This window comes from Streptomyces sp. NPDC052052 (genome assembly GCF_040680455.1).
GTDB lineage: Bacteria > Actinomycetota > Actinomycetes > Streptomycetales > Streptomycetaceae > Streptomyces.
The window spans coordinates 242,853-258,595 of record NZ_JBFAWU010000009.1; the positions used below are offsets into that span (position 1 = coordinate 242,853).

General features: G+C 71.8%; 16 protein-coding genes and 1 pseudogene. 6 read left to right on the plus strand and 11 right to left on the minus strand.

Annotated elements, in window-relative coordinates:
• Positions 1-35: 35 nt before the first annotated feature.
• The 3 genes from AB0L71_RS13750 (at position 36) to AB0L71_RS13760 (ending at position 2,234) form a co-directional block, all read left to right on the plus strand.
• Positions 36-530 (plus strand): NUDIX hydrolase, encoded by a 495-nt coding sequence (locus tag AB0L71_RS13750; RefSeq protein ID WP_365242045.1) that lies wholly within the window; start codon positions 36-38, stop codon positions 528-530.
• Between the two features lie 79 nt (positions 531-609).
• A complete protein-coding gene (locus AB0L71_RS13755; RefSeq protein ID WP_365242047.1) occupies positions 610-1,374 on the plus strand; it encodes a Sir2 family NAD-dependent protein deacetylase in 765 nt (254 codons plus the stop codon).
• 275 nt (positions 1,375-1,649) lie between these two features.
• Positions 1,650-2,234 (plus strand): TMEM165/GDT1 family protein, encoded by a 585-nt coding sequence (locus AB0L71_RS13760; RefSeq protein ID WP_365242049.1) that lies wholly within the window; start codon positions 1,650-1,652, stop codon positions 2,232-2,234.
• 120 nt (positions 2,235-2,354) lie between these two features.
• Here AB0L71_RS13760 and AB0L71_RS13765 read toward each other — a convergent pair whose 3' ends face one another.
• The 8 genes from AB0L71_RS13765 to AB0L71_RS13800 all read right to left on the minus strand — a co-directional run bounded on the left by AB0L71_RS13765 (position 2,355) and on the right by AB0L71_RS13800 (position 12,152).
• A complete protein-coding gene (locus AB0L71_RS13765; protein ID WP_365242051.1) occupies positions 2,355-2,879 on the minus strand; it encodes a methylated-DNA--[protein]-cysteine S-methyltransferase in 525 nt (174 codons plus the stop codon).
• A 19-nt stretch (positions 2,880-2,898) separates the two neighbouring features.
• Positions 2,899-4,374, minus strand: a complete 1,476-nt coding sequence (locus AB0L71_RS13770; protein ID WP_365242053.1) for an AlkA N-terminal domain-containing protein — start codon at positions 4,372-4,374, stop codon at positions 2,899-2,901.
• Positions 4,375-4,536: 162 nt separating this feature from the next.
• Positions 4,537-5,838, minus strand: coding sequence for an alpha/beta fold hydrolase (locus AB0L71_RS13775; RefSeq protein ID WP_365242055.1), 1,302 nt, complete (start codon positions 5,836-5,838; stop codon positions 4,537-4,539).
• Positions 5,839-5,925: 87 nt separating this feature from the next.
• Entirely contained in the window at positions 5,926-6,990 is a 1,065-nt protein-coding gene (locus AB0L71_RS13780; protein WP_365242057.1) for a hypothetical protein, read from the minus strand.
• A 77-nt stretch (positions 6,991-7,067) separates the two neighbouring features.
• A complete protein-coding gene (locus AB0L71_RS13785; protein WP_365242059.1) occupies positions 7,068-8,732 on the minus strand; it encodes an OPT/YSL family transporter in 1,665 nt (554 codons plus the stop codon).
• Between the two features lie 133 nt (positions 8,733-8,865).
• Entirely contained in the window at positions 8,866-9,666 is an 801-nt protein-coding gene (locus AB0L71_RS13790; RefSeq protein ID WP_365242061.1) for an IclR family transcriptional regulator, read from the minus strand.
• Positions 9,667-10,093: 427 nt separating this feature from the next.
• Positions 10,094-10,618: an O-acetyl-ADP-ribose deacetylase gene (locus tag AB0L71_RS13795; protein ID WP_365242063.1), complete on the minus strand. Its 525-nt coding sequence runs from the start codon at positions 10,616-10,618 to the stop codon at positions 10,094-10,096.
• A 118-nt stretch (positions 10,619-10,736) separates the two neighbouring features.
• Positions 10,737-12,152 (minus strand): NAD(P)/FAD-dependent oxidoreductase, encoded by a 1,416-nt coding sequence (locus tag AB0L71_RS13800; RefSeq protein WP_365242065.1) that lies wholly within the window; start codon positions 12,150-12,152, stop codon positions 10,737-10,739.
• A 160-nt stretch (positions 12,153-12,312) separates the two neighbouring features.
• Here AB0L71_RS13800 and AB0L71_RS13805 point away from each other — a divergent pair.
• Positions 12,313-12,417, plus strand: a pseudogene (locus AB0L71_RS13805) (nucleotidyltransferase domain-containing protein); the annotation flags it as partial.
• An 83-nt stretch (positions 12,418-12,500) separates the two neighbouring features.
• Positions 12,501-12,896 (plus strand): VOC family protein, encoded by a 396-nt coding sequence (locus tag AB0L71_RS13810; protein ID WP_365242067.1) that lies wholly within the window; start codon positions 12,501-12,503, stop codon positions 12,894-12,896.
• Between the two features lie 75 nt (positions 12,897-12,971).
• Here AB0L71_RS13810 and AB0L71_RS13815 read toward each other — a convergent pair whose 3' ends face one another.
• From AB0L71_RS13815 to AB0L71_RS13825, 3 genes are all read right to left on the minus strand, one after another.
• Positions 12,972-13,838 (minus strand): inositol monophosphatase family protein, encoded by an 867-nt coding sequence (locus AB0L71_RS13815; RefSeq protein ID WP_365242069.1) that lies wholly within the window; start codon positions 13,836-13,838, stop codon positions 12,972-12,974.
• A 153-nt stretch (positions 13,839-13,991) separates the two neighbouring features.
• Complete coding sequence (locus AB0L71_RS13820; RefSeq protein WP_365242071.1) at positions 13,992-14,342, minus strand: zinc ribbon domain-containing protein; 351 nt, start codon at positions 14,340-14,342, stop codon at positions 13,992-13,994.
• Positions 14,343-14,495: 153 nt separating this feature from the next.
• Positions 14,496-15,167 (minus strand): TetR family transcriptional regulator, encoded by a 672-nt coding sequence (locus AB0L71_RS13825; RefSeq protein ID WP_365242082.1) that lies wholly within the window; start codon positions 15,165-15,167, stop codon positions 14,496-14,498.
• Between the two features lie 144 nt (positions 15,168-15,311).
• Here AB0L71_RS13825 and AB0L71_RS13830 point away from each other — a divergent pair.
• The coding region (locus AB0L71_RS13830; protein WP_365242073.1) for an electron transfer flavoprotein subunit beta/FixA family protein at positions 15,312-15,743 on the plus strand (432 nt) is incomplete at its 3' end.

Sequence of the window (15,743 nt, forward strand, 5' to 3'; positions counted from 1 at the left end):
TCCTTGGGCGGCTCCGCCCGCACTACCCTGCCTCCGTGACCACCAGCGACTACGCCACCTACATCGCCGGGCTTCCCCGGGTCCTCGCCGCCGCGGCCACCGTGTACCGGGACGCCCGTGGGCGGGTGCTCCTCGTCGAACCGAACTACCGGGACGGCTGGGCACTGCCCGGCGGAACGGTCGAGTCGGACCGGGGCGAGAGCCCCCGGCAGGCCGCGCGACGCGAGACGGTCGAGGAGATCGGTCTCGACCTGAAGCCGGGACGGCTGCTCGCGGTCGACTGGGTACGCGGCCCGGGACGGCCGCCGATCGCCGCGTATCTGTACGACGGCGGAGTGCTGGGCGAGGCGGATCTCCAGGCGATCCGGCTCCAGGAGGAGGAGCTCCTGTCCTGGGAACTGGTCGAGCGCGACGCCCTCGTCGGCTATCTGCGCGGCGATCTGGCACGACGCCTGACGGCCGCGCTGGAGGTCCTCGACACCGGCGGCGGCACGGCGGAGCTGGAGGACGGCATTCCGGCGACCGGCTGACCCCGGGGCACGGCCCCCGGGCAGGGCCCCGGGCGAAACGGCCTCGCGAGGGGCCGCCGACGCTGCGTACGCTCGTGCCATGACTCTCGTCGCGATCCTCAGCGGCGCCGGCATCTCCACCGACTCCGGCATCCCCGACTACCGCGGTCCCCAGGGCCTGTGGCGCAAGGATCCGGAGGCCGAGAAGCTTGTCACGTACGACTTCTACATGGCCGATCCGGAGATCCGCCGCCGCTCCTGGCAGATGCGCCGCACCAGCGCGGCCCGGGATGCGCGGCCGAACGCCGCCCACCGGGCGGTGGTGGAGCTGGAGCGGTCGGGAGCCCCGGTCCGGGTGATCACCCAGAACGTCGACGGTCTGCATCAGCTCGCCGGTCTGCCCGCCCGCAAGGTCCTCGAACTGCACGGGAGCGCGCGCGAGACGGTCTGCACCCGCTGCCATGTCCGCTCGCCGATGGGCGAGGCGCTGGCCCGGGTCGAGGCGGGCGAGGCCGATCCGCCGTGCACGGTCTGCGGCGGCATCCTGAAGTCGGCGACGATCATGTTCGGTGAGCGACTGGATCCGGTGGTGCTGGGAGAGGCGATGGCGATCGCCAAGGCGTGCGAGGTGTTCATCGCGGTCGGTACGACGCTCCAGGTGCAGCCCGCCGCCTCCCTGGCCGGTATCGCGGTGGACCACGGGGCGAGGCTGATCGTGGTGAACGCGGAGCCCACGCCGTACGACAAGCTGGCCGAGGAGACCATCCGGGAGCCCATCGGCACGGCGCTTCCCGCACTGCTGAAGCGCCTGGCGGCGCTCCCGGGCACGGACACGGGCACTCGTGGGACGGACGAACGAGGCTGAATCGAACACCCGTGCCTGCACCGCAGGTCGGTGGGGTAGAGTAGGGGGCTGCGAAGGGGAGTAGCCCCGCAAACCGGTCGTCGACACACTGGAGCCCGCGGGTTCCCGGTGGCCGGGCTCGTAGATCCTTACGGGCGGGCGAGACCTTCGGTCAGGTATGACGCGTCCACACACCCGTGGACGCTGACGTCGTGCCGGGCCGAGTGGTCCTCCGAAAAGCCCGATGGGCGCTTCGCACGGGCCCGGGGCCCGGCTCTCACAGAAAGCCGCCCCGCATGCATCTCGACCCCCTGGCGATCATCACCGCCTTCGGGCTGATCTTCCTCGCGGAACTCCCGGACAAGACGATGTTCGCGTCGCTTGCCATGGGCACCCGCATGCGACCGCTGTACGTCTGGTTCGGTACGTCCTCCGCGTTCATCGTGCATGTCGCCATCGCCGTCGGGGCGGGCGGTCTGCTGGGGCTGCTGCCCGGCTGGATCGTCAAGCTCGTCTCCGCGTGCCTCTTCGCCTTCGGGGCGTTCATGCTTCTGCGCAACGGCGGGGGCGATGACGACGAGGACGGCGGTCCCAAGGCGGTGACCGGTTTCTGGCCGGTGTACTCGACCGCGTTCATGGCGGTCTTCATCAGCGAGTGGGGCGATCTCACCCAGATCACCACGGCCAACCTGGCCGCGACCAACGGCACGTGGTCCACGGCGATCGGGTCCGCTGCCGCCCTGATGTCCGTCTCGGCGCTGGCGCTGCTCGCGGGGCGGTTCATCGCCAAGCGGGTGCCCCTCAAGACGGTCCAGCGGATCGGTGGTCTCTGCATGCTGGGGCTGGCGATCTGGACCGTGGTGGAGATCTTCACGGGCTGACCTCGCCACCCCACGGCAGCGCGTCGCCCGCTTCGTGCGCGGCTTCGGACGGGCTCGGACTCGCGGTCCGGGCCCGTCCTCGCGTTTCCGCACACGGAAGGCGTCAGAACAGGGCCGGGGTCAGAACAGGGCCGGGGTGCTCTCCCGCGTTCCGTTCTCGAAGGCGAGCAGCTGCTGCTTGCGGTCGAGCCCGCCGCCGTAGCCGGTGAGGCTGCCGGAGGCGCCGATGACCCGGTGGCAGGGGACGATGATGCCCACCGGGTTCCTGCCGTTGGCCAGGCCCACCGCGCGTGAGGCGCCTGGTTTCCCGAGGCGCTCGGCCAGTTCGCCGTACGAGCGCGTCTCGCCGTACGGGATCAGTTGGAGCTGCGCCCAGACACTGCGCTGGAAGGGGGTGCCCTCCAGACGCAGCGGCAGGTCGAACTCCCGCAGGTCACCGGCGAAATAGGCGTCGAGCTGGCGGATCACCTCCGCGAAGGGGCGCGGGTCGGGGTCGCCGAAGGTGTCCTGCTCGGGCCGGTGCCGCTGGCCGGTCATGTAGAGACCCGCGAGGACGCCGTCGGTGGCGACGAGGGTCAGCGGACCGTACGGGCTGTCGACGACCGTGTGCCGACGGGTCGCCTTCGGTGCAGGGGCCGAGATCATGGCTGGACTTCCCAACGTGTCATGCGGGCAGGTGGTTGATGGGGTGGTTGTCCACGGTCCAGAGGTACTGGACCGCATAGGCCCGCCAGGGGCGCCAGGCCGCCGCGCGGGCGGTGAGCGCCGCTGGGGTCGACGGGAGGCCGAGCTGTTCGGCCGCGCGCCGGATACCGAGGTCGGTGGGGAGGAAGGCGTCGGGGTCGCCGAGCGCCCGCATCGCGATCACTTCGACGGTCCAGGGACCGAAGCCGGGCAGTGCGGTCAGCTCGGTCCGCGCCTTCTCCCAGTCGGTGTCGGTGCCGAGCCGCAGGGTGCCGTCGGCGAGTGCGCCGACGAGCGTGGTGAGGGTGGTACGGCGGCTGCGGGGCAGGGCGAGCTGTTCCGGGTCGAGCCCGGCCAGGGCCTCGGGGGTCGGGAAGAGGTGGCTGAGGCCGCCCCCCTCCGGGTCGTCGACGGGGAGGCCGTGGGCATTGACCAGGCGGGCCGCGTGGGTGCGGGCGGCGGCGGTCGACACCTGCTGGCCGAGCACGGCCCGGATGGCGAACTCCGCACCGTCGACGGTACGCGGCACCCGTCGCCCCGGCGCCTTGTCGACCAGCGGGGCCAGCAGCGGATCGGCGCGCAGTTGGTCGTCGACGGCCACCGGGTCGGCGTCCAGGTCGAGCAGCCAGCGGCAGCGGCTGATCGCGAGGGTGAGGTCGCGCGGATCGGTGAGGGAGAGCCGGCAGGCGATGTGATCGGGGTGCGGGGTGAGGGTGACGATGCCGTGTCCGTACCGGAGGGTGAGCGTGCGCCGGTAGGCGCCGTCGCGCCACTCCTCGACGCCGGGGACGGCAGTGGCGGCGAGGTGGCCGAAGAGGTTGGTGGGGTTGAGCGGGGCGCGGTACGGCAGCCGCAGCGCTATCACGCCGGTGGTGGGCGACGGCCCGTCGGACCGGGTGGCGCGGCTGCGCAGCTCGCCGGGGGTCAGTGCGAAGACCTCACGGACCGTGTCGTTGAAGGTCCGGATCGAGGAGAACCCCGCGGAGAACGCGACCTGGGCCATGGGCAGCCCGGTCGTCTCGATGAGCAGGCGCGCCGTCTGGGCGCGTTGCGCACGGGCCAGGGCGAGCGGGCCCGCACCCAGCTCGGCGAGCAGCTGGCGCTCGATCTGCCGTGCCGAGTAACCCAGCCGGGCCGCGAGGCCGGGGACGCCTTCGCGGTCGACGACACCGTCCCGGATGAGCCGCATGGCGCGGGCGACCGAGTCGGCACGGGCGTTCCACTCCGGGGAGCCGGGGCTGGTGTCGGGGCGGCAGCGCTTGCAGGCCCGGAAACCCGCCTGCTGGCAGGCGGCGGCACTGGGGTAGAAGGTCATGTTCTCGACCTTGGGCGGCACGGCGGGGCAGCTGGGACGGCAGTAGATCCGGGTGGTCAGGACCGCGGTGAAGAACCAGCCGTCGAAGCGGGCGTCCTTGGACTGGACGGCCCGCACGCAGCGCTCGGTGTCGGTGTGCATGACTCCAGCATCGGACACGGGACGCCCCGGGGCTGGCGGGAATCCGACATCGGCCTTGCGCTGCCAGGACTTCTTCCGGGCCCCGTCCGCAGAGGAGCGGCCGCACCGGACGATCGTCCGATACAGCGGCGCCGATCTCCTCCGCCACGTGCGGGCGGACGGTCAGATCTCGTCGCGGGCCATGGCGATCAGCCGGTCCAGCACGGCGGCGTCGGCGCGCACGCCGTCGTGGGCGTAGGCATCCGTCACCCAGGTCCGCAGACCGCGGACCCGGTCGGCCGTGGCGAGTGCGTGCGCGCGGTCCACGTACATGTCGTCGTGGTAGACCGCGGCGACGACGGGGACCTCGTTGCCGGCGAGCCGGTCCAGGTCGTAGAGGGCCGGCCAGTCGGTGCGGGCGGCGAGGGCCTCGGCGGCGCCGCGCAGCGGGACGAGCGCGGGGTCCTCCTCGAACTGCCAGGGGTAGACCATCTCGCCGGTGAACCGGAGCGGGAGTCCCGCGTCGGCGTCGAAGGCGGGGAACTCCTGCCGGACGCGATGGGCGGACCAGTCGGTGGCGCGGCCGCCCTGCGCGTAGATCGGCTCGTGGAGTGCGGCGTACAGCGGGCGTTCGGCGAAGGAGACGGCGGCGTCGACACCACGCAGGAACGTGTCGGTCAGCTCCGGGCCGTGACCGCCTTCGGTGAAGGCGGTCTCCAGCAGGTAGTGGAGCGAGTCGAACTTCGCCGAGGTGCCAAAGGTGATGCCGAGGGTCTGGAAGCGGCGGACGGTGAGGCGTTCGCCGGTCGGCATGCGGACGTCGTGCGCGTCGAGATGCGCGGCGACGGCATCGGCGAGCTGCTGGTCGTGGGGGTAGCGGGCGAAGTAGCGCTCGTTGTGGGCGAGGGTACGGGCGTAGGCGGCCCGGTACACGTCGTCGGCGTGGCCGGTGAGGGTCGGCAGCCCGCCGGTGATGTAGGCCTGCCTGAGCCCTTCGGGGGCGAGGCTGAGGTAGGTGAGGGTGGAGAAGCCGCCGAAGCTCTGGCCGAGGACGCTCCAGGGCTGGTCGCCCTGGAGGTGGCGGCGCAGCAGTTCGGCATCGCGGACGATCGAGTCGGCGCGGAAGTGCGCGAGATACCCGGCGGCTGCCTCGAAGTCCGTGCCGAACCGGGCGAGGGTGACGCGGTCGGCCGGGGTTGAGCGGCCGGTTCCGCGCTGGTCCAGCAGGACGACGCGGTAGTCGGCGAGGGCGCGGCGCAGCCAGGCACCCGCCGCGTTGGGACGCTCCGCACGGCCGCCCGGGCCGCCCTGGAGCCAGAGCAGCCGGGGCAGGTCCTCGTGCTCACGGCCCGCCGCGACCACTTCACGGGCGAACAGGCCGATGGTGGGGCCGTCGGTGGTGTGGTGGTCGAGCGGCACGTCGAGGGTGTGGTCGGTGCAGACCAGACCGCCGTGGCGGTAGGAGACGGGGGCGGGTGCGGGCATGGGCGTTCCTTTCGCGTAGCAGGACGGTTTCACGGATGACGGCCGGGCCCGCACCCGGATGACGGTGCGGGCCCGGCCGTCCGGGGCTCAGTAGCCTGCGACACCGAGGTCGCGGCAGATCTCCACGAGCTCCGGGTGCACGTACCGCCCGTTCTCCTCGATGGCCACGCCGTCCAGGTAGATGGACGGGCCGAGGACGCTGCCGTCGGTGTGCGCGGCGGCCACCCACGGCTCGCCGCCGATCCAGGCACCCTTGGTGCCGATGCCCAGCTCGACGCAGCCGAAGACCCGCTCGTCCTCGACGATGCGGCCGGTCGGGGCGAGGACGCCCGGGTTGAAGCCGAGCGACCAGTGCGCGACACGGAACATGTTCGGGTCGTCGAAGGACTCCATCCAGCGACGGAAGGTGTCCGCGTCGGCGCCGCCCTCGATCTTGGTGACGACACCCTTCTCGACGGTGCAGCGGACCGGGGAGCGGAGCAGGCCGATCTCGTCCGGCGGCCACAGGGCCCCGTCGAAGACCAGGACACCGTCCTGGGTCTCCTCGAGCGGGTTCCAGGAGATCTGGCCGGAGAGCATGACCGTCTCGCCGGGCTTCTCGGCGGGCTTGCCGCGCAGGTTGATCGGCCGGTCGCCGTTGCGGCCGACCAGGTCGGTGCCGTTGGCGGAGGTGATACGGACCTCGTCGGCGGCCTCCAGGAGGGCGACGAGTGCCTTGCCGAGGCGGATGACGCCCTGGAAGTCGGGGCGTCCCACCGTGGCTACCAGCATCTGGACGTCCATCGCGGTGAGGTTGGTGTAACGGCATCCGTTGGCCATGGCGGCACGGAAGGCGTCGGAGTGCATCAGGTAGGAGACGGCGAACTCGATCCACACATCGGCGTCGGCGATGGCACCGGCCACGGGCCTGGGAGGTTCCATGGAGGCACCGGGCAGCGTCTCGTACCAGACGATGACGGGGTGCGCACCTGCGGCGGCGACGGCCTGGGCGGTGGCCTCGATCACCCGGCGGTCGCTGCTGGTGTCGCCGGTGAGGACGACGTGCTCGCCGCGCTTGACGAGCATGACCTCCTCGACGAGCTTGCGGGCGGCCAGGGCGAGTTCGAAGCCGAGGTACTCGGGGCGCGGTTCGAGCCTGCTGTACATGTCCATGGGGGGTTCTCCTTGCCGTGCGGGTGGTGCTGGGTGGTGCTGGGGGTGGTTTCAGGGGGGGGGGGAAGAGGTGGCGGTCAGGTCTTGAGGATCTGGGAGGAGTCGCCGAGCGCGCCGCCCGCGACCAGTCCGGCGCCGACCAGGTTGAGTTCCTCGTCGGCGGCGGAGCCGCGCAGCTTGCGGTAGACGACCCTGACGAGGAGGGCGCCGAGGACCATCCAGCAGGCCTTCGGGCTGAGGATGAGCAGGCCGGTGGCGAGCATCACGCCCATCTGCCGCCGGGTGCCGCCGAGCAGTTGGATGACGGCGCCGGGGATCGCCCAGAGCAGCATGGTGCGCACCGCGTCCCCGTCGCTGAGTCCGCTCCTGATGGTGTCGGCATACACCTTGGCAACGGGCGGGATGAGGCCCTGCCCGAAGTAGGAGCGCCAGGCCAGGGCGACGACGACCAGGGCGACGCCGAATCCGATGAGGGCGGCCAGGAACTGCTGACGACGGCCTTCGCGCTCGTAGGGGTCCCAGGGGCGGTGGTCGCGGCGCAGTAGCCAGCCGGCCTTGAGGTCGTAGCCCATGTCGGCGAAGGCGGGGCCGGTGGCGGAGACATATCCCACCAGGAGGGCGAGCGGTACGGACGGGATTCCCATGGCCAGGCCGAGAATGAGGAAGATCAGGGTGACGGCGAAGGACGGGAACCAGCCGGACTGCATGGCGGCCAGGCCGACGATCAGTTCGTGGACCAGGGCTGCGAACGCGGCGAACAGGACCCATCCGACGATGCCGAGCGGGCTCATGTCGCCGACCAGCCCGCCCAGCACGGCGAGGATCACGGCGCCGGCGGTGAACAGTACGTAGCCGCGGATCAGGGAGAGCCGCAGACCACGCTCGTCGACGGTGTACTCGGTGGTCGGGTCCGCCTGGACCGGTGCGCTGGGCACTGCCGCGGCGGTCGCCTGGCGCTTGCGTTCGCGACGGCCGAGCAGGAGATGCACGGCCTGGCCGAGGGCCACGATTCCGGCCCCCACCATGACGCCGTGCGGAATGTATCCGGCGCCGAGGTCGGTGTCGAAGAAGTCGGGGCTGTACTGGCGGAGCATCAGGCCCACGCCGAACATCGCCAGCGCCCAGACGTTGCCCAGGAACGCGACTCCGGCTGCGGAGAGCGGCAGGCTGATGAGGGTTCCGGCGAGGCCGACGGCCGTACCGCCGACAAGGATGAGAGCGCGACGTCCGCCCTGGTCACCGGCCTTGATCGTCTCGGCGGCGGCCGTTCCGGGCGGCCAGGGCGCGTCGGCGGGGAGCAGGCGGGATCCGAAGGCCCGGTAGAGCACCCAGGCATCCACGACCAGACCGATGAACGATCCCGCGAGCATCGGCCAGACGAGGTCCTGGCGCCCGAAGGCGTAGGGCACCGCGACGGAGGTCAGGAGAGCGTTCGCGGAGGCGAAGGTGGCGGCGGAGATCGCACTCTGGGCGAGGTTCTGCCGGTGGACGGAGCGCATCTGGCGCAGGAAGCCCAGCGGGATGCGCCCGATCAGCATGGCGACGAGGGCGCCGACCACGGAGGTGTTGGCGGAGATGCCGAGCTTGGAGACCAGGTCGATGCCGATGACGGCGCCGACGGCGGCGAGCGCCACGAGGATCACCAGCAGCACGGGTTCCAGGACGCGCGGATGGGACCGGACGTCGTCGGAGTCGGTTTCCGGTGAGGTGGCAGGGTGCGGCGCGGAGACATGGTGCGCCATGGGGCACCCCCTTCGGTGAGCGGGACTGGAGGTCGGGTTCCGGGCATGCGTACAGGCGGGTGCGGGCCGCGTACACGGGCGGACGGGGTTCTGTGGGCTGCGCAGTGGGTGGTGTCGGGTACGGCGTACCGGTTCAGCCGCCGAGGGCGGCGGTGATCTCCGCCGCTCCGGCGCGGACCAGCGTGACGAGGGAGTCGGTGACCCTGTCCACCCGGTGCGAGGGGCCGATGACGGTCAGGGAGGCGGGGACGCCGTCGCCCTGGAAGACGGGTGCGGAGACCGCGGTCACGGCTTCGTCGTACTCGCCGTGGCTGATGCAGTGTCCGTCGGCCCTGACCCGTGCGTAGCAGGTGAGCAGCGCGTCCAGGTCGGTGATGGTGCGGTCGTTGAAGCGGGTCAGCCCGGTGGGGCCGAACATCTGCCGGATCTCGCGTTCGGGGTGGTACGCGAAGAGGGTGTGTCCGGACGCTCCGGCGTGGCCGGGCATGACCGCGCCGATGATCGCGGTGTAGCGAACGGGTCCGGTGCCGTCGACGGCGGCTTCGCAGCGATAGCTGCCGCCGTGCGGGACGTTGAGGACGATGCTCTCGCCGGTCTCGCGGAGCAGCCGGGCGAGCACCGGCCTGGCGAGCGAGGAGAGTACGCCGCTGTGTTCGCTGACCCTGGCCAGCCGGGACAGGGCCGGCCCCGGACGGTAGCGGCGGGTGTGGTCGTCGCAGATCAGGAACGCGCGCGTGGTCAGGGTGGTGAGGAGGCGCTGGACGACGGCCTTGTCCCAGCCGTGGTGACGGGCCAGCTCGCTGACGCCCCACTCGGGCCGCTGCTCGGTGAAGGTGAGCAGGACGAGCAGGGCCCGGTCCACCGTCTGCAGGACGCCAGGGGCCTGGGACTTGCCTTCGGCCGGGGCGCTGGTGTCCTTGTCCTGTTCCGCCATGGGGCCGAGCCTCCTTCGTCCGCGTCATCGATCCGGTGCGGAAATCGCAACGGCGTTGCGATTTCCGGCGAAAGAATGCGGGTGCACTCGGCGGCTGTCAAGGGGTCCCGGGGAATTCGTCCTGCCAAGGGTTCCCTCGGGCATTCGCCCTGGTGGCGCGCTCGCGCTGCCCGGACGGCGGTGCCGCGTAGGCGGCACAGCGGCGGGCTCACGGTCAGGTGAGCGGGCTCGGTCCGCCATGGGCCCCGGAGCCGGGCCGGGGCCGGGGCGGAAGGGGTCGGCCAGGGGGCGGTGCGGACGGGAGGGGCGCGGACGGGAGGGGGCGCGACACCTCGGTGGCGGGGTCGCGCCGCACCGGCTCCCTGGGGTGGCGGCTCAGACCGAGGAGGTGAAGTGCTTCGGTAACGCAGACGGGAGCGCCGACATGTCAGCCGACCTGCGCGGCGAACGCCTCGTAAGCCTGGTCGTCGAAGAGGACGAACCTGACTTCCTCGACAGCTGTGTCAGCCGCCCGCACCGTCTCCACAGCGATACGCGCGGCATCCTCCAGCGGCCAGCCGTACGCACCGGCCGAAATGGCCGGGAAGGCAACGGTCTTCGCACCCAGTTCGTCGGCAACCCGCAGGGATTCGCGGTAGCAGGAGGCCAGTTGGGACGGGTCACTGCCGGAACTCCCGTACACCGGGCCCACCGTGTGCACGACCCATCGGGCGTCGAGCCTCCCGGCGGTCGTGGCGACGGCCTGACCGGTGCGCAGGCCCTTTCCGTAGTGCGAGGCGCGCAACTCCCGGCACTCGGCGAGGATTTCCGGGCCGCCGCGCCGGTGGATCGCCCCGTCGACACCGCCGCCTCCGAGCAGGGAGGAGTTCGCCGCGTTGACGATGACATCGACGGACTGCTGGGTGATGTCTCCGCGTACCAGGGTGACGGTGACGGACTCGGGTGTGCGCATAGGGCCATCATGCCGGGTCCCGGATCGCGTACCGACACAACGCGCTGCCCGCGCTCGGAGCAACTCCGGGAGCCCCGCCCCGAGATCGAAGATCAGAATGTACGCGGTGGGCCGAGGTTCAGGCCGCCCGCAGCCGCCGCCAGACGGCCTTCGCCGCGTGGTGGCCCGACATACCGTGCACCCCCGGTCCGGGGGGAGTCGCCGAGGAGCAGATGAACACCGCCGGGTGGGCCGTCGCATAGGGAACCCGTGCGAGCTTGGGCCGTATCACCGTCTGGAGCCCGGCGAACGCTCCGCACGCGATGTCGCCGCCGACGTAGTTGGCGTTGCGCGCCGCCAGTCGGGGCGGCCCCGCGACCGCGCGGGCGAGGACCAGGTCCCGGAACCCGGGGGCGAATCGCTCCAGTTGCCGCTCGATGGCCTCGGTGGCATCGCCTTCCCAGCCCGCCGGGACGTGTCCGTACACCCAGAAGACATGCCGCCCCTCGGGGGCGCGGGAGGGATCGACCAGGCTGGGCTGCGCGGTGATCAGGAACGGTACGCTCGGGTCGCGGCCGGCCACCGCGGCGCTCAGCGCGGCGTTGATCTCGGCGGCCGAGGGGCCGATGTGCACCGTTCCCGCGCGGCGCGCCTCTGTCGCGGTCCAGGGGACGGGGCCGGACAGCGCGTAATCGATCTTGAAGCAGGATGCCCCGTACCGGTAGCCGCTGTAGGCGCGCCCCAGACCCGCGATACGGGCGAGAGCGGTCGGCGAGGTGTCGAAGACGTAGGCGCGGGCAGGCGGGAGTTCGTCCAGGCGCTTGACCTCCGTGCCCGTCCGGATCGTGCCGCCCTGCTCACGCAGGTACGAGGCGAGCGCGTCCGAGATGGCCTGCGACCCGCCACGCGGCACCGGCCAGCCCTTCTCGTGTGCGGCCAGGGCGAAGAGCAGGGCGATTCCGCCGGTGGCCAGGCCACTGACGGGGGCTATCGCGTGGGCGCCGAGCCCGGCGATCAGGCCCCGCGCCTTCGCGCCCCGGAACCGCCGGGAGAGCAGCGTCGCGGGCTGGAGCGCGTCGAGGCCGAAGCGGACCCAGCGGTACGGGTCACGGGGCAGCCCGTCCCAGGGGGTGCGCAGAAAGTCCTCGGCAAGGGTGTCCCAGTGGCCCAGGAACGGGGCCACGAGCCTGCGGTACGCCCCGGCGTCCTGGGCGCCGAGCGACATGGCGCTCTCCCCCACCGACCCGGTGAGCACCGCGGCCGACCCGTCCGGGAACGGGTGGGCGAGCGCGAGCTCGGGCTGGAGCCACTCCAGGCCGTGCCGGGCCAGCGGCATGGCCCGGAACGCGGGTGAGCCGATGCCCAGCGGGTGTACGGCGGAACAGGGGTCGTGCCGGAAGCCGGGGAGGGTGAGCTCTTCGGTACGGGCACCGCCTCCGACGGTCCCGGCCGCCTCGAAGACCTCCACGGCGAAGCCGCGGCGGGCCAGTTCGGCCGCGGCGGTCAGTCCGTTGGGCCCCGCCCCCACGACGACTGCATCAAGCATCGACGGCACCTTCGGACTCCTTCGTCAGCCGGCGGCCAGGACACCCAGGATATTCCGGGGTGCCGGCCGCAGGGGCGCGGGTAGGGTCGGCCGAACGATGACCACACCGAACGCACACACCGGGCCACCGGCACGTCCCGCCCCGGTGGTACCCGCCCGCATCGCGGACATGGCCTCCCGGATCGCCGCGCTCCCCGGCATCCGGGCCGTCACCCTGGGCGGCAGCCGGGCCCGTGGTACGCATCGTCCGGACTCCGACCGGGATCTGGGCCTGTAGTACCAGGGCAGTCCCGACCTGGCCGCGCTGACCGCTCCGGCGTCCGAGATCCAGGGGGCCGGGGAGAAAAGGAGCCGTTGATGATCGCCGCACTGCAGTGCGTGGTGCTCGACTGCGCCGATCCGGCACACCTCGCCGCGTTCTACCGGCGCCTGCTCGGCGGCGAGATCGACCGGCCGGACCGGCGTTGGGCGACCGGCGAGCACTGGTCGACCCTCCACCCGGAGGGCGGGCCGGTACTCGCCTTCCAGCAGGTGGCCGACCACCGGCCGCCGCGGTGGGGGGATCCGGCATGCCCCCAGCAGTTCCATCTGGACTTCGGCGTCCCGGATCTGGACGCGGCGCAGGAGCAGGCCGTGGCGGCCGGTGCGGTGGTCCTCGACGAGAGAGCTGGTACGGATCGCCCGTGGCGGATCCTCGCGGACCCGGAGGGGCATCCGTTCTGCCTGGTCAAGCACGGCACCGACGCGCAGTGACCGGGCGCCGGCCCCCGGGCGCCGCCGGACGGCCGTGCCCGGCGCGCGGGGCGGTCCTTTCGGCAGGGTGCCCCGTTACCGCGGAGTGAGTCCGTCGGCGCGGTGGCGGTCGGGGCGGGCCTCGCCCCGGAGTGCCTGGAGGACGCGTTCGGCGGTCGCCGCGTCGCGGGCCGCGGTGAACGGCAGGGCATTGCCGCCGGTGATGCGGAACGGGGCTCCGGTGAGCGTGGCATGGGCGCCGCCCGCCTCGGTGACCAGGAGCAGGCCGGCCGCGTGGTCCCAGGCGTACTCCCAGGTGAAGGCGACGGCGTCGTTCTCCCCGCGCGCGATGGCCAGGTATTCGAGGCCCGCGGAGCCGCAGGGCCGGGCCTCGAAGCCCTCCGCGCGCAGGCCGAGCAGCGCCCGCTTCTGGGCCTCGGTGGTGAAGTCGGGGTGCGAGGTCGCCACCCGGAGGGCTGCGCCGGGCTTGGGCGAGCCGGAGCGTATCGGCTCACCGTCGAGCGCCGCGCCGCGACCGCGGACGGCGATCGCCATCTCGTCCAGGGCCGGCGCGTACGTCCACGACGCGAGGAGCTCGCCGTGGTGGGCGAGGGCGACAAGGGTGCAGAAGCCGGCTTCGCCGCGGACGAACTGGCGGGTGCCGTCGACGGGGTCGACGATCCACACCGGTGCGTCGCCGTCCAGGGCGTCGTACACGGCCGGATCGGCGTGGACCGCCTCCTCGCCGACGACCACCGAGCCCGGCAGGAGTGCGGTCAGGGACCTGGTGAGGTGTTCCTCGGCGAGGCGGTCAGCGACGGTGACCAGGTCGTGCGGACCGCTCTTCTGGAGGATCTCGTGGGTGGCGAGCTGCTGGTGGCGCGGCATGATCTCGGCGGCGGCCGCTGCGCGGACCGCCGCCTCGACCTCGGTCAGGTCCCGGTCAAGGAGTGCATCGATCATGCCCTCCACCTAAGCACGGCCGCCGAGGCACCCGACGAACCGGTCAGGGCAGGGAGGCGGCCGGTCACCGTCCGACGGCGTCCCCGCCTACTCCGCTCCCGGGTCGCGGGCCACGGCACGCATCCGCCCCTCGGGCACTCCCGGAGCGAAGACTCAGTACCAGTCGTCGCGCCTGGGCGGTTCACAGAGTTCGAAGACCACCTCGCCCGTGTCCGGATCCTCACCGGGAACCGGGCGCACCTGGGCGCCGACCGTCACCTGGTGCGGCGCGGCACCCACGACCCGGCAACGGAACGCGAAGCCCTCGGGCAGACGGACGAGGGATTCGTTGCGCGCCGCGTCCGTGTAGCGGTGCACGACACCGGACCTCACCACGACGCCCAGCCCGGCACTGTGCTCGACCTGCAGATCACTCGATGCGCACACCGGGCACAACAGCCTCCGGAAGGAGGCCGTGCCGCACCAGCGGCAGCGTTGGTAGGACAGGCCGGCTTCCTCATGCACCGTCTGCACGGTGCCACTTGATGACTGGGACACGTTTCGACCCCCTGCGCTCGGCTCGGATACGCCATACGTGCGCGTCGGCGCGTCCGCACCATAGGACACCGAGTGTCATCCCGTAAAGGCACTCAGTGCCAGACATTGCCGTTCCCGGCCTCAGCCCGGCCCTATGGCCGACTCGATCTGCTGCACAACTCGCCACATCGGGGCCCCTTTTGCGGCGACCATCACGACCACATCACCGTCCGCGGTGACCGGCGGCCCGCCCGGCGCCGCACCGCTCCCCCACACGTTCTGCACCAGTCCGAGGGCATGGTCCACCGCGGCCTCCGCACCCCCCTCGCCTCCCGAACGCAGCCACGCCCGCAGCCCGTTGTTGTGCGCGGCGACCACGGACGCGGCGATCACCTCGGCCCGCAGCGCACCGTCCCCGGACCCGCCGTACCGGCCGCGCAGATAGCCGGCCATCGTCTGCTCGTAACGACGCACCACGGACAGCTCATAGGTGCGCAGTCCGGGCACCTCCCGGGTGAGCCGGTAACGCTGAACGGAGAACTCGGGGTTGGCCGAGTACATGCGCAGCACGAGCCGGGCCGCGTCGCACACCGCATCGACCGGATCGGCGTCACCGACCTGGGCGAGAAACGCGGTCATGTCCGCGAGGCAGCGCTCGTGATCCGGGAAGACCGCGTCCTCCTTCGAGGGGAAGTACCGGAAGAACGACCGCCGCCCGACCCCGGCCCGAGCCACGATGTCGTCCACCGTGGTCTGCTCGAAACCCCGCTCCAGGAAGAGCTGGAAGGCCGCCTCGGCGAGCACCTCCCGCATGGGGGCCTTCTTCGCCGGTCTGCGCGCGTCAGTCATGCGGGGAACGTAGCACTACAAGCCCCTTTATGACACCTGGTTCCTTTACAGAGGGTACTGAGTGCCATACTGTCGTCGATACGACCCACACCAGGTAGGAGAGCCGGCGTGAGCTTGAGGATCGTTGTCTGTGTGAAGTACGTGCCCGACGCCACCGGCGACCGGCATTTCGCCGATGACCTGACGGTCGACCGTGACGATGTGGACGGTCTGCTGTCGGAGCTGGACGAGTACGCGGTGGAGCAGGCTCTGCAGATCGCGGACGAGGCGGATGATGCGGAGATCACCGTGCTGACGGTGGGTCCCGAGGATGCCAAGGACGCGTTGCGCAAGGCGCTTTCGATGGGTGCGGACAAGGCGATCCATGTCGAGGACGACGATCTGCACGGTACGGACGTGATCGGTACCTCCCTGGTGCTGGCGAAGGCGATCGAGAAGGCCGGGTTCGACCTGGTGGTCTCCGGTATGGCTTCCACCGACGGTACGGCCGGTGTGGTTCCGGCGCTCCTGGCGGAGCGTCTGGGTGTGCCGCAGGTGACG